This is a genomic window from Cecembia calidifontis (assembly GCF_004216715.1).
In the GTDB taxonomy this organism is placed as follows: Bacteria; Bacteroidota; Bacteroidia; order Cytophagales; family Cyclobacteriaceae; genus Cecembia_A; species Cecembia_A calidifontis.
Genome location: NZ_SGXG01000001.1, coordinates 4,624,754 through 4,639,466, shown reverse-complemented (window position 1 = coordinate 4,639,466; position 14,713 = coordinate 4,624,754). Strand labels below are relative to the sequence as shown.

Annotated in this window: 11 protein-coding genes; 10 read left to right on the top strand and 1 reads right to left on the bottom strand. The window is 38.9% G+C overall.

Features of this window, described 5'->3' with window-relative positions; genetic code table 11:
• Nucleotides 1-4 precede the first annotated feature (4 nt).
• Both asnB and BC751_RS20015 read left to right on the top strand, forming a co-directional pair.
• On the top strand, nt 5-1,900 hold the full coding sequence (asnB, locus tag BC751_RS20020; RefSeq protein WP_130277156.1) for an asparagine synthase (glutamine-hydrolyzing): 1,896 nt from the start codon (nt 5-7) through the stop codon (nt 1,898-1,900).
• Between the two features lie 26 nt (nt 1,901-1,926).
• Complete coding sequence (locus tag BC751_RS20015) at nt 1,927-3,024, top strand: glycosyltransferase (protein WP_130277155.1); 1,098 nt, start codon at nt 1,927-1,929, stop codon at nt 3,022-3,024.
• Here the strand turns inward: BC751_RS20015 and BC751_RS20010 are convergent.
• Nucleotides 2,984-3,904 (bottom strand): IS1595 family transposase, encoded by a 921-nt coding sequence (locus BC751_RS20010; protein ID WP_130274191.1) that lies wholly within the window; start codon nt 3,902-3,904, stop codon nt 2,984-2,986. The genes BC751_RS20015 and BC751_RS20010 overlap by 41 nt on opposite strands.
• Before the next feature lie 128 nt (nt 3,905-4,032).
• On the opposite strand from BC751_RS20010, the gene BC751_RS20005 reads away from it, so the two are divergent.
• The 8 genes from BC751_RS20005 to BC751_RS19970 all read left to right on the top strand — a co-directional run bounded on the left by BC751_RS20005 (nt 4,033) and on the right by BC751_RS19970 (nt 14,711).
• A complete protein-coding gene (locus BC751_RS20005) occupies nt 4,033-5,175 on the top strand; it encodes a glycosyltransferase (protein WP_130277154.1) in 1,143 nt (380 codons plus the stop codon).
• An 80-nt stretch (nt 5,176-5,255) separates the two neighbouring features.
• Nucleotides 5,256-6,374: a glycosyltransferase family 4 protein gene (locus tag BC751_RS20000; RefSeq protein WP_207226923.1), complete on the top strand. Its 1,119-nt coding sequence runs from the start codon at nt 5,256-5,258 to the stop codon at nt 6,372-6,374.
• A 4-nt stretch (nt 6,375-6,378) separates the two neighbouring features.
• Entirely contained in the window at nt 6,379-7,503 is a 1,125-nt protein-coding gene (locus BC751_RS19995; protein WP_130277152.1) for a hypothetical protein, read from the top strand.
• Between the two features lie 103 nt (nt 7,504-7,606).
• Nucleotides 7,607-8,611 carry a sugar-transfer associated ATP-grasp domain-containing protein gene (locus tag BC751_RS19990; protein ID WP_130277151.1) on the top strand — a complete coding sequence of 335 codons (1,005 nt, stop codon included), beginning with the start codon at nt 7,607-7,609 and terminating at the stop codon, nt 8,609-8,611.
• Between the two features lie 184 nt (nt 8,612-8,795).
• On the top strand, nt 8,796-9,404 hold the full coding sequence (locus BC751_RS19985) for a sugar transferase (RefSeq protein ID WP_278043595.1): 609 nt from the start codon (nt 8,796-8,798) through the stop codon (nt 9,402-9,404).
• Nucleotides 9,405-9,469: 65 nt separating this feature from the next.
• Entirely contained in the window at nt 9,470-10,561 is a 1,092-nt protein-coding gene (locus BC751_RS22520) for an ATP-grasp domain-containing protein (protein ID WP_242617549.1), read from the top strand.
• Nucleotides 10,562-11,373: 812 nt separating this feature from the next.
• The gene (locus tag BC751_RS19975) at nt 11,374-12,543 is read left to right on the top strand and encodes a DegT/DnrJ/EryC1/StrS family aminotransferase (protein WP_130277150.1); all 1,170 of its coding nucleotides are present in this window, start codon (nt 11,374-11,376) and stop codon (nt 12,541-12,543) included.
• Between the two features lie 962 nt (nt 12,544-13,505).
• The gene (locus BC751_RS19970; RefSeq protein ID WP_130274032.1) at nt 13,506-14,711 is read left to right on the top strand and encodes an IS256 family transposase; all 1,206 of its coding nucleotides are present in this window, start codon (nt 13,506-13,508) and stop codon (nt 14,709-14,711) included.
• Nucleotides 14,712-14,713 lie beyond the last annotated feature (2 nt).

The window sequence follows — 14,713 nt, the reverse complement described above, 5'->3', positions numbered from 1 at the left end:
TTATATGTGCGGCATAGCAGGCTTTATAGATTTTAAATCAAATACCTCAAAAGAAACACTGCATCAAATGGTAAACTCTATGCAACATAGAGGACCTGATGATTCAGGAGGAGAGCTTTTTGAAGAAAAAAATGCTTTGATAGGATTTGGGCAGGCGCGACTAAGTATTATAGACCTTAGTTCAGCGGGCCATCAACCCATGCATTTCAAGCACTTAAGTATTGTTTTTAATGGTGAGATATATAATTACAAAGAAATTAAGTCTGAATTACAAGGAAAGGGAAGAGGCTTTATAACCCAAACAGATACAGAAGTCATTTTACAGAGTTTTGATGAATGGGGCCTCAAATGTGTAGATCGCTTTATTGGAATGTTTGCTTTTGTGATTTATGATAGAAAAAATAATAAAATAGTTGCCTTTAGAGATAGAGCAGGGGTAAAGCCATTTTATTATTATTACTTGAACAATCTTTTACTATTTGGCTCAGAATTGAAAGCCTTAATGACTCATTCTAAATTTGAAAAAGTAATAGATGAGGCAGTTTTACCAAACTATTTCCATTATGGATACATAGCTGCTCCTCATACCATTTTTAAGCATACCTGCAAACTCATGCCAGGTCATTATTTGGAAGTGGATTTGGCGACACAAAAGGTAAACATTACAAAATATTGGGATTTAAGAAGCTATTACTTGAAGCCTAAATTAAATTTAGATTATCAAGAAATAAAGGAAGAAGTTAAAGCACTGATGCAATCTTCTTTTGATTATAGAATGGTGGCCGATGTGCCAGTAGGTGTATTTTTGAGTGGTGGCTATGATAGTACAGCAGTTACAGCATTGTTGCAATCAAAAAGTAGTAGAGCATTAAAAACTTTCACCATTGGATTTGAGGAGGGAAATAATGAGGCACCTTATGCCAAAGAAACTGCTCAATTTTTAGGGACAGATCATACGGAGTATCTTTGTTCAACAAAAGAAGCTCAAGAGATCATTCCAACCCTTCCCTTTTTCTTTGACGAACCCTTTGGCGACAGCTCAGGTATACCTACTATATTGGTGAGTAAATTGGCCAAGCAACAAGTTACAGTAGCTTTGTCTGCTGACGCAGGAGATGAGATTTTTGGAGGATATCTATCCTATTTTAAACTTAATAGCTTTCTAAAAAAGATTGAAAAATTACCAAGTCCTTTAAAAAGTACATGGACTAAGAAATTAGCTTCCTTTACAATGAATAATGATTTGGTTAATTGCTCGAAATTCACGCATCAATTAGGGAGTGTCTTAGATGTGCTTAATCAGGATGAGTACTCTCAGGCAGCGGATTTATTTAGATATATGTCTGAAAAACCCAAAGGCTATGTTGATAAACTGTTTAAAATTAAGTGTAACACTTATCCATCAAGTTTTATCATTGATGCTAATGGATTTCAAAATCCATTGGAGGTGGCTATGTGCATTGATTTTAATTCTTATTTACCCAATGATATATTAACAAAGGTAGATAGAGCTACTATGTCAGTTTCTTTAGAAGGAAGAGAACCTCTGTTGGATCATAGATTAGCTGCATATGCAGCTCAAATTCCTTTAGAATACAAGATTGATGGTGTTTCTGGTAAAAAAATATTGAAAGATATTGTGCATGATTATGTCCCGAAGGCCATGATGGACAGACCTAAGACAGGTTTTAGCTTGCCTATATATTCATGGCTTCGAGGAGATTTGTCCTATTTGGTAGATGAATATTTATCAGAAGAAGCTTTGAATGCGTCGGGTTTATTCAATGTTACATTCTTACTTAAAGAAGTAGAAAAATTTAAGCAAAATAAGCTTCATTATAGTCCAGTCATATGGTATCTATTAATGTTTCAAATGTGGTATAAAAAGTGGGCTCTTTAGTGTCAATATTTTTTAAAAAAAAATAAATGCAAAAAATTGTATTAATCACTTCTGATTTAAGCCCAGGTGGTGCTGAAAGAGTAATGGCTACATTAGCCAATAACTTTGCCCAAAGGCTAGACATAGAAGTTCATCTTGTGTGTCTTGTTCAGGGAAAATTATTTTATACGCTCGATTCAAAAGTGATTTTGCATTTACCCGATTTTTACTACAAAAGGTATCCAAAGTTTTTTGCTTACCTAAAAGCATTTTTCTATTTAAGAAAGAAACTAAAAGATATTAATCCAAAAAGCTATCTTAGTTTTGGTGGAAGGTACAACGCTCTTTGTATTTTAGCGGGACTTGGCCTTAAAAGTAAATCATTTATATCAGATAGAAGTCGGCCTGGAATTAGTTATGGACGATTTTTTAACATTTTAAATAGGCTTGTATATCCTTATGCTTACGGCATTGTTGCCCAAACAAATAGAGCAAAACAGTTTCATTTAAGTCAATTTAAGCATGATAACATAAAAATAATAGGGAATCCAATACCTGACTTTTATGATTCTTCTTTCCCAAAGAAAAATGTTATATTAAATGTTGGTCGTTTTATATCTAGTAAGAATCAACAATTTTTAATTGATGTATTTGATGAAATTGATACAGATGATTGGGAACTTTGGTTTGTTGGTGATGGACCATTTTTAGAAAAGTGTAAAAAACATAGTGATTCTTTAAAATCAGCTGATAAAATTAAATTCTTAGGAAATACTGAAGATATTATGGCGATATATAATGCAGCGAGAATTTATGCATTTACTTCCACTTCAGAAGGATTCCCAAATGCTTTAGGTGAGGCTCTAAGTGCAGGTCTTGCATGTATTAGTTTTGATTGTAATGCAGGCCCCTCTGATTTAATTGAGGATGGAATTAATGGATTTTTGGTTAAAGAATTGGATAAAAAAATGTTTAAGAAAAGATTAATTGATCTAATTTCTGAAAAGTCTACTTTCCGCATAAAATTTACAGCTGAATCTCAAAAAAGAATAAAAAACTTTTTTAATGAGGATTTTATATCAAATGAATATTTAAGTTTTATGATTATCCGCTTGTATACAAGTAGGGGCAAATGCTCGCAATAACAAGTCTATCAAAGAGTTTTTTACCAAAGTATCTTCGGTTTAGTTTATAACAGAATTCATTGAGATAGTTTTGAAGCATCTTTTCTGAAACCATATGGTACTTCTGTAAATCCCTTTTAAGGTTGCTTATTGCTATATGTGCCCATTTGAGGTTGAACTTGCCCTCTTTTGTGGAAGATAATTCGCTCACGTGAACATCGATACAATCTTCTAGGTTAGCATAAGTCGTACTTTCATCAGTTTGGAGCACGGCTTTTTTGTCAATCAGTCCTTTTATCAGTTTTTCGGCTGTTTTTGCCTTCAAGTTATCTATTTTGACCATCTTGAAATATCTGCAGCTTTTGTCCTTTTCTCCAGTAATTAGGTCTTCAAGAATAGATGATTCAGCCATAACAGCGACAGTAGCTTGTTTTTGGCTTCCACGGCCTTTCTTCAGCTTCGTCTTTTCCGAAGATTTTGTTGCCTTGCTTACAAAAGCCTCATCATATTCAACCATATCTTCTAGTTTATATTGGCTGTCACGTTTACCCATTGCTTCCCGGAGCTTGTGATACAGTCTGAAAACAGTCTCGTATCTGCTATGACCCATCTGCCTCTGTAGTTCAAGGCAGCTAAATCCCTTCTTGGTTGCGCTTACAAGAGTCATTGCAAGCAACCAAGTCCTCAATGGTAACTTGCTGTTTTCCATAATAGTACCATTTTTCAGTCCTGTCCTAAATTTACAATGTTTACATTGGAACATATTGAGAGAATTAAGCCAGTAGTGATCCTTGGAATTACAATTCTTGCAAATAACACCTTCTCTTTCCCTTTGTTCCTTCAAGTAATGGATGCAACTTGCCTCATCAGGATATCTTTCATTGAATTGTAGAATATTCATGGCCTTCTTATTTATTTACAGCCAATTAAACACTTACAATTCAGCCCTGAAAGTTATTGACACTTATTGTCAAAGTATAAAATTTGCCCACTTGTATGTAGGCGGATATTCATATTAAGTTTTTTGAGATGAAGTTTAAGGTTTTATTTAATTGCTCAACTAATGTAGTTGGAGGTGGTGTAAAAAACTCGGCAATTTTCATCAAATATGCTATTGAAGATTCAAATATTGATTGGTATTTCGCTTTATCTTCTCAAGTGTATGAGCTAGTAAAGAAATGGGGTTTAGTTTTTAAAAATAATACTTACATTGTTTTTGAAGATTCTCCTGCAAGAAATAAATATGCTAAGCGTAGGTTAAAAGACCTAGTGAAACAAGAAGAGTTTAAACTTGTTTACACGATGGCAGGTCCAGCCTATGTGCAGTTTTCTTGTATTCACTTGCAAGGAATAAGTAATCCATTTATCACACATGCGGATTGGGACGCTTTTTCTTTGATGGGAAATAGCTTTCAAATTGCTCGTTATCTATTTAAATCTTTTGTTCAGCTATTATTTAGTCGCAATGCTGATTATTTTGTTTTTCAAACAGAACAAGCTAGACTGAATTATTGTAAAAGAGCATTAATTTCAAATAGCAAAACTTTTATGGTTTCAAATGCTTTTGATGATTCCTTGCGCACTGATGGACAGATTTTTAGGAAAAAAAAAGATATTGCAACCATTTTTTGTCCAGGAGCTGATTACACTCATAAAGCTTTTCAGTTTATTCCTGATATAGCCAAATCTTTGAAAGAAATAACAGATGTAGATTTTAAGTTTATCCTCACCCTTCCTGATTCAAAATTATGGTATGGAATTAAAAATAAAGCGATTCAATTGGGTGTGAGTGATAAGATTGTCAATCGAGGTTCTTTTAGTTATTCCGAGATTCTTAAAGTTTATGCAGATGCTGATATAGTTTTTGTTCCAAGTCTTTTGGAAACATTTTCAGCATCTTATTTGGAAGCAATTGCATTACAAAAGCAATTGGTTGTTGCTGAAAAAGGTTTTGCAAGAGAGATTTGTGGAGATTATGCTCAATATATCAATCCAAAAAATGCAATAGAGACAGCGAAAGTATTTAAAAAATTAATTGAAAATAATGAAGGAAACATAGATAAATCTCCAATAGGAAATAAAATACTTGAGCGATTTGGTTCACAAAAGCAGCGTTTTGAAAAGTTAAGAGGGATTGTTTTGGACCTCGTTGAAAAAAATCAAAAGAAATGATTTCCCAAAAAAAAAGAAAGGTGCTTTTCCTCATGTTTGCCTTCCCAGATATGAACAAGTCGTTCAATATGTACACGACTTTGGTAGAGGAATTTGTGAACCATGGAGATGAAGTGACGGTTTTAGCTCCTGGAAATGAAAAGTCAGGGGTTTTTATGGAAAATTGTATTCCAGTACTTAGGGTGCAGACACTTCCCATCAAGAACGTTCCTAATTATTTGAAAGGAATTTCAAACGTCTTACTTCCCTACCAATTTGAGCGTGCCTTAAATAAATTTTATAAAGGAAAATCATTTGATTTAATTATTTCGCCTACGCCTCCGATAACCTTGGTGGATTTGGCTGCTAAATTGAAAAGAAAATTTGGTGCTAAGTTTTACCTGATTTTACGTGATATTTTTCCTCAAAATGCGGTGGATTTGGGTTTTATGAAAAAAGAGGGGCTGATACACCGTTACTTCAGTAGAAAAGAACGAAAACTCTATAAAGAGGCAGACTACATTGGCTGTATGTCTCAAGGAAATATTGATTATGTTATGAAACATAATCCTGAAGTATCCACAAAAAAACTTCATGAATTAAAGAATTATCAGAAACCCTACAAAGGCTTTGGTTCAGATCCAGACCTTATTAAAAAGAAGTATGGAATAACTGATAAATTCGTAGTAGTATTCGGCGGCAATATGGGCAAGCCCCAGCAGCTTGAAAACGTCTTGACTTTAGCAGAGTCAGTCCTTCATTTCCCAGATATTGTATTTCTGTTATTAGGAGAAGGGGTACAGATGAACAAAATTGAGGCAGAGGCAAGAGCAAAAGAACTTACCAATATCAACATTCAGCGAACCATACCCAAACAGGAATATCAGGATTTACTAAGTGTTTGTGATGTAGGTTTGATTAGTCTCCATAAAGATTTTACCATTCCAAATATTCCAAGCAAAGCCTTAGACTATTTCAATGTGGGGATCCCAGTTTTGGCCAGTTTGGATAGGGCTACAGATTTCGGTAAAATTTTAGATGAAGAACAATGTGGCTTATGGTCTTATGCGGGAGATCATCAACTATTTCATGAAAATTTATTGAAGTTGTATCAATCACCTGATTTAACATCAACCATGGGGCAAAATGGAAATACATATTTCAAAAGATGCTTGACTCCTGAAATTGCATATAATACTATATTGAAGTATTTAAATTGATTGTATGTCTTTTAAAAGCTTTTTATTTGATAACCTCAAGAATATCACTGGCTGGAAAACTAACAGAAAGCTTGTGGCCGTCGCTGTGGATGATTATGGAAATGTGCGGGTGGATTCTAAAAAGGCCTTAGAACAAATTGAGCAAAAAAATCCGATCAAAGAACAGCGCTTTGACCGTTTGGATACCTTGGAGACCAGAGAGGATTTGGAGATGTTGTATGAGGTCTTAGGTTCTGTAAAAGACAGTAATGGGAATCCTGCGGTTTTTACGCCTTACGCCCTTTCCTGTAACATTGATTTTGAACGCATGCGGGAGGAAGGCTATGAGGCCTATCGCTATGAATTATTGCCGGTAACTTTTAAGAAGCTAAGCAGCTTTCAGCCGAATGCCTATGAAGGAGCTTGGGAACTTTGGCAGGAGGGAATCAAGCAAGGTTTCATGCTCCCAGAATTCCATGGAAGGGAACATTTTAATTTAAAGGTTTTTGAGGAAAAACTTGCCAAAAAAGATCTGGTCTTGATGGTTTCCTTGGAAAACCGTTCCTTGGCGAATATTGGTTCGTCAGGTTATTCTTCCATAGGGTGGACCGCTGCTTTTTCCTTTTGGGATCCAGTAGAGGATACCAAGAGCTTTCCTGAAATCATGCGAGAGGGTTTGGCTACTTTTGAAAAAGTATATGGCTACAAATCCAAAGTATTTACCCCTCCGGCCCAGCAGTTTCCTGTCCACTTGGAAGGAGAACTGAAAAACTGGGGATTGGAAGCCTTGGATAGGCCTTTTTATCAGGGGAAACACTTGGGTTTTGGGAAATACAAAAAGCAGTTTGCAAGTATGGGCTATAAAAAAGCCCAGGATAGGGTAGAACTGGTACGCAATGTGGTCTTTGAGCCCACAGCATCAAATGTTGACCATGTGGCCAAGGCCATGGCACAAATTGAAGCGGCTTTCCGCTGGAACAAGCCCGCCATCATTTCTTCGCATCGGGTTAATTTTTGTGGACATATCGACCCCAATAACCGCGAAAAAGGCTTGGGGGATTTGAAAAAATTGTTGAAAGCCATTGTGGCTAAATGGCCGGAGGTGGAGTTTATGTCGGCTGGTAAATTGGTGGGGATCATAAAAGAATAGAAAAATAATAGACCGCAGATGACACTGATTTTGCGGATTTAACGCGGATTTAATCTGTGATAATCAGCTTGATCCGCATCATCAGCATTCTGTAGAAATAACTATGCTCAAAAGAATATTATATTTTGGCTATTATTTAAAGCAACTCGATAAGGAGAAGTTTACCAAATTTTTGGATTTCACCTTCAATCAAACCAGGAAATCTAAATTGGCTATCCTATCTGATGTGATTTCTTCTGTTTTTCTCCATAATATTTCCTTATTGGAATATTTTCAGTTTCGGTTTTTTGATCTCACTGATCAAGAAAGAAAATACTGGGCAGGGACAGGCTATATGTACGAGTACCAATTTGGTATGAACCCAAAATCAGAACGACATATCCTGGACGACAAAACCCTTTTCTATAAAAAGTATGGAGAGTTTTTTGTACATCAGGTAGCAGATTTGGAAACATTAAAGGGTAATCAAGAAATTGCCGAAAAACTCCTTAATAATCCATCTGCAAAAATTGTCCTAAAAGTATCCGATGGAAAATGCGGAAAAGGAGTCTTTATAACGCAAACAGCCGAATTCAAACCAGCTACCTTGGTTCAATTTATGGAACAGGAAGGCTACGAGTTGGCCGAGGAATTCTTAATCCAGCACCCTGAACTTCAAAGGTTATCCCCTTCCGCAGTGAATACGGTAAGGATATTTACCCAGCTGAATGCAAGCAATGAGGTGGAGCTTCTAGGTTGCCGTTTAAGGATATCTGTGAATTCTCCTGTGGACAATATGGCTGCTGGTAATATGGCTGCGCCAATAGATGAAAAAACTGGTGTTGTCATTGGCCCTGGCGTTTACAGCGATATCACCAAAACAGATGAAGTAATTCATCCGATTACAGGTGTCAGGATAGAAGGCTTTCAAGTGCCTTTTTGGAAAGAAACCCTGGAAATGGTCGAAAAAGCAGCTCTGAAACATCCCCAGAATCGATCCATCGGCTGGGATGTGGTCATCACAGAAAAAGGCCCAGGACTAATTGAAGGAAACCACGACTGGTGCAAACTGCTTTGGCAGTTGCCGGTGAAGAGAGGATTGAAAGCTGAATTGGAAAAGTATAAGTGATAGAACACTGATTTGTTCGCAAGCTCACAAGGTTTGAACGCGGATAAACGCTGATTAAGCTGATGATCGCAGAACTTTTCCCGCAAAGCGGGATCCGAGTGCGAAAAAATCAGCGCTCATCTGCAAAATCCCTGTCCATTCGACAGGCGGGCGCGTCATCAGCGTTCCATAAAAAACATTTCAAATGATCTATAAAAACTACTTCAAAAGACCCATAGACATATTAGGAGCAGTGGTGGCCTTGTTGCTTTTTAGCCCTTTTTTTATCCTGATTACCCTAATCCTCTTTATTCAAAATAGAGGAGCCATTTTCTTCTACCAAGAAAGACCCGGTAGGCACCAAAAGCCTTTCCATATCATCAAGTTTAAGACCATGACCGATAGGAGGGATGCGGAAGGAAAACTCCTGCCCGATGTGCAGCGCATCACCAAAGCAGGAGATGTCATCCGAAAATTATCTCTGGACGAACTGCCACAATTGATCAATATCCTCAAAGGAGATATGAGCCTGATCGGGCCAAGGCCCCTCTTGTTCAAATACATCCCTCTTTATTCCCAGGAGCAGCTGCGCAGGCATGAGGTCCGTCCTGGCATCACTGGTTGGGCCCAAGTCAACGGGCGTAATTCTATTTCCTGGACTCGAAAATTTGAACTGGATCTTGATTACATCAATAATCTTAGTTTTTTGATGGATGTTAAGATTCTTTTCCTAACATTTTGGAAAGTATTTAAACGGGAGGGAGTGAATCAGTCTGAATCTAGGCCCATGCAACCTTTTAATGGTCATAATTAAGGAAATTCTTGACTAAACCCAATCCTACTTTAGAAAGTAATACAAATAGACAACACAGATCTACTATGAAGATATTATTTACAGGTGTTGGCGGCCCTACGCCAAGAAGTTTTGCTGCAGCACTCCATAAATATAGTAAATATGCCGATTGGGAATTTTATGGTACTGATATCAATCCTTATGCGGTGGGGCTTTATAAAAAAGACCTTTTTAAGGAGAGTTTTCTCATAGCGCCGGCTTCAGATCCCGAATCCTATTGGCAGGATATTGAACGGATTATCGCTGATAAGCAGATCGATTATGCAGTGATACTACCAGAATTGGAAGTAATAGAGTGGAGCAAGCGCCTGTCTAAAGGTAAGTTGCCTTGCCCTTCCTTGATTCCTGATTATGAAGTGTCTCAAGTATTGGTTGACAAAGCGAGGATGTCAGAAATTTTGGAAGGATTGGATTTGGTACCCAAGTCGGTAGAATTCCACAGAAGCCAAAGGGATTTTCAAGGGCTTTTTAATGCCTTGGGCTTTCCTTTTTGGGTTAGAAGTTCTTCGGGAAGCAGCGGCTTGGGCTCCCTGAAGATTGGGAGTTTACCAGAACTCATGAACTGGATACAGATCAATCCTGAGGTGGAGCAGTTTCTGGCAAGCGAATATTTGCCTGGCAGGAATTTGGCCTGTAAGCTTTTATATTGGAAAGGTAAACTCCTACGTACTGCCACAGGTGAAAGGGTAAGCTATATCATGTCCAAGGTGGCGCCTTCGGGGATTACAGGGAATTCTTCTTTTGGAAGGTTGCTGAACGAACCGCATTTGGTAGAATTGGCACAGAAGGCCATGGAGAAAGTATTTGAGTTTACCGGAGCGGAAGCCCATGGATTTTTTACCGCAGACTTCAAGGAAGATGAAAACGGGAAGCCTTACATCACAGAGATCAATGTACGTCATGTGGCCTTTACTCAGTGTTTTGCAGCCGGAGGAGCTAATTTCGCCGAGGATACCATCCGCTTGTTGGATAATGATCCTGGTTTTGAAAAGAGTTACAAAATGTATGAATTCGAAAAAGACCTTATTTTCCTGCGGGACGTGGATGAAGAGCCGGTTTTGATGAAAGAGGGGGGGGTGTTGAAACGTATGGAAAATAGTGTTGGATCGAAAAGTTAAGCATAGTTTTTTTTGTTAAATGTTTACTTTTTTCTGAACCCTGGATTCCTTTAAATTTTAGTCAGCCGAGCTCCCGTAAATTTTTACCAATTTAAAAGATAGGAAAACCGAACTTTGATCAATAATTTAGGGTATTAGGCAAATGGAGGTAAGTCATGATGACCAATTAATGAAAAGAGCGACTTGATTAAAAGGATTGAAAATCTCTCTCCCGAAAAACTCCAAAACCTTTCCAGTTTTTTGGAATCTTTGGATACAGAAAACAACAAAAGGAAAGTTTTGACATTTATTGAGTTAACGAACAATTTGGAGAATAGGAGGAAATCCGACTGAACCAGATTTTTTTAATGAAGCCAATTTTAATTGATACTGACATAATATCCTATTTTTAGAAGTGAAATGAAAAAGTCTTCCTTAGATTCCAAGAATACTTCAAGAACTTTGATCGTATCAATATCAGAATGATCACTTCTTATGAGATGGTCAGCTGAGATTTATGCAAACCATGAGCATTTCATAATAGATAGAGTGCGAATAAAACGGATGGTGCAAATAATAGCAGATCCTATAAACAAGAAATATGGTAAATGCTAAAAGTTAATCGCAAATCCCCAAAACGGCTAACTAAATCTCAAACAGTCTATAGAGTTGAATCCACGCTGAACAATTCAAGCGATGTTAACCACAGATTCCCAAAAATTCCCAATTCACGACCAAATAGGTTATTCAGGCGAAACCAAATTACCGAATGACCAATTACTCAATTAACCAATCAGCTAATTAACTATTCAACCAATTAACTTTTCCCCCACATGCCTCCAACCAAAATCTGGCTTTCTTCCCCTCATATGGGGGCGAATGAACTGAAATATGTTCAGGATGCTTTTGCCACCAACTGGATCGCGCCACTTGGTCCTCATGTAGATGGTTTTGAACAAGACCTGCAAAACTTTACAGGAGTAAAACATGCGGCGGCACTTAGTTCCGGAACTGCTGCGATCCACCTGGCATTGGTTATCCTTGGTGTTCAGCCCGGAGATCTGGTCATCTGCCAAAGTTTTACGTTTTCCGGTTCTGTCAATCCCATTGCCTATTTGGGTGCCACCCCTGTTTTTGTAGATTCGGAAAAAGAGACCTGGAACATATGCCCTCAAGCCCTGGAGGAGGCCATTTTGGCCTGTGAGTCGGGGAAAGTGTCCGGTAAGAAACAAAAACCGGCAGCCATTATTCCGGTCCACCTCTATGGTATGCCTGCCAAGATGCAGGAGATTATGGCTTTGGCCAGAAAATATGACATTCCTGTAATCGAGGATGCTGCCGAAGCCCTGGGGTCTACCTTCAAAGGCAAGGCCTGTGGTACTTTCGGGGATATGGGCGTTTTGAGTTTTAATGGAAACAAGATTATCACCACTTCGGGAGGAGGGGCACTCTTATCCGATACGGAATGGATGGTCAAGAAGGCTAAATTTTTAGCCACCCAGGCCAGGGACGAAGCACCGCATTACCAACATACCCATATCGGTTACAATTACCGCATGAGCAATGTGTTGGCAGGTATAGGCCGTGGTCAGATGGAAGTTTTGCCGGAAAGAGTGGCACAGCGCAGGAGAAATTTTGACTATTACAAAAGGGGATTGGGCAATTTGTCCGGGATTTCATTCCTAGAGGAGCCCGAGGGGTTCCATTCCAATCGTTGGTTGACCTGTATGTTGGTTGATCCTGAAAAGACAGGAGGGATTACCCGGGAGGATATCCGGAAATATCTTTGGGAGGACAATATAGAATCCAGGCCTTTGTGGAAACCCATGCATCTTCAGCCAGTATTTAAAAATGCACCTTATTATGGGGGAAAGGTCGCAGAGAAACTCTTTGAAAATGGCCTTTGCCTACCCAGTGGATCTAATCTTAGGGAGGAGGATTTGGAAAGGGTGGTGTCTAAGATTAAGGAAGTTTGCTTAAAAGGTTTAAAGGTTAATGCTTAAGGAGGGGCGAGCTTAGTTGGAGTAAGGGTAATTTAGAATGAAGAATTTGTTGCCGGGTTGTCATAATTTTCGGGATATAAAAGAGCCAAGGCAAAAATAAAAAGGCAAAAGTTGGTTTGTTGAATGAAGAGTGATGAGTTTAAAGTTGTCATTGTTGTCAAGTTATGCCACGGTGGACAAGGGTCCTTGTTGGAGCTTTGAAAGTTTGGGAGATTTGTTCTGTATGTTGGTTTGAATTGTGCCAGAGACACAACCCATTGTTAGTTTAATAGCGTAAACCATTCCCCTCCGTCCTGTAGGGATGGCCGATGACTTGCGGTTGTCAAATGGTAAAAAGTGGGATTTTGGATTTTTCGGAAGGGGGAGAGTTTTGCATGATTTTTGGATTTGTAAGAGATCCCTCAATTAACAAAGAAGGTTGGCTAGTGTCAAATGCTTATTTTTGTAATTCCAACGAAGGTGGAATCTAGAAATTGAATGGTTAACATATCCAATAGGATGGGACGCGGATAAACGCAGATTTTGAAGAGGAGCGCGGATGGACTCAGATCATGCTTCACGAAATTTGCAATTTCGTGAAGCGATACAGCGGATTTGCAATCTACTAGCAGATTTACCACTGATGGATACAGATAAATACCGATAAAAGCTGCGCTTTTTGGATTTTATTCAGAGAACCTGTCCCGCAAGGAGGGATGAATGTTAATATGTTCATTGTTAAAGAAGTCCAATGGTTCGACTTGCTCCGAAGTATTTCGGAGAGTCCAAGGACCTTATACGATTCGGGGACTATGACACAAACTGTGTAAGTTGGTTTCACTACTTACGAAGTTAAAGTTAAACCTCGAAATTCTCTGTGTGATTTAGAAGAAATCGCACAGGGAATTTGAGGAACCCGCGGTAGGCGCCCCCCGGTCTGTGTGTGGACAATTTCTTACCTTTATAACACACAGATTACAAAAATGAAAAAAGAAGATCTCCTAAATGATGACTTCCTCAAGCAGTTCAGGACTGCCGGGGAGCTTAATTCCTTCCTTCAACAGCTTCAGAAAAGAGCCGTTGAGAAAATGCTTGAAGGCGAGCTGGATGCCCATCTTGGCTATGAAAAGCATCAGAATTCCGATAATCCCAATTCAAGGAACGGCTATTCCACCAAAACAATAAAAAACACATTTGGGGAAGCTGAAATCAGAGTCCCAAGAGACAGGGACGGCAGCTTTGAGCCTGCCCTTGTGCCCAAACGCAGAAGCATGGCGGAGGGCGTTGAAAACGTGATCATTTCCATGTATGCCAAGGGAATGTCAAACCAGGACATCGAAGAACAGATCCGGGAGCTTTATGACATCAATGTTTCCTCCTCCACCATCTCAAGGGTTACCGGTGCCGTAGCGGAGGATATTGTTGCATGGAGAAACAGGCCGCTTGACCCTGTATACCTGATCGTTTGGATGGATGGTATATCCTTCAAAGTCAGGGAGAACTCCAAAGTGGTCAACAAGACCGTTTATATTGCCGTTGGCCTCAGAACTAACGGCCTTAAAGAGATCCTAGGCCTTTGGCTTGGCAAGAATGAATCTTCGGCTTTCTGGATGGGGGTACTCACCGACCTGAAAGCCAGAGGGGTTGAAGATATTCTCATAACGGCAACTGACAACCTGAACGGGTTTACTGATACGATAAAAGCTTCATTCCCCCAATCAGTCACTCAGATATGTGTCGTCCACCAGATCAGAAACGCATGTAGATATGTCGCATGGAAAGACCGCAGGGCGTTTACAAGGGATATGAAGGAAATTTATACCGCCCCTACAAAAGATGCTGCTTGGGCTGCCCTGAACGATTTTGCCAAAAAATGGGAATCCAAATACGCTTATGCCATCAAAAGCTGGAGGGACAACTGGGATGAACTCACCGTTTTCTTCGATTACCCGGCTGAAATCCGTAAAATCATCTATACCACCAACCTGATTGAAAATCTCAATGGAAAGATCAGAAAATACACCAAAAACAAGCTCTCTTTCCCGACAGATGATGCCGTAATGAAGTCTGTTTTCCTGGCTGCAAGAGAAGCATCGAAAAAATGGACTATGCCTATCAGAGACTGGGGAGCTATTCTTAACAGTTTCCTGCTTATATTTGGTGATAGGGTCAGGCTTCTTGATACCTGACA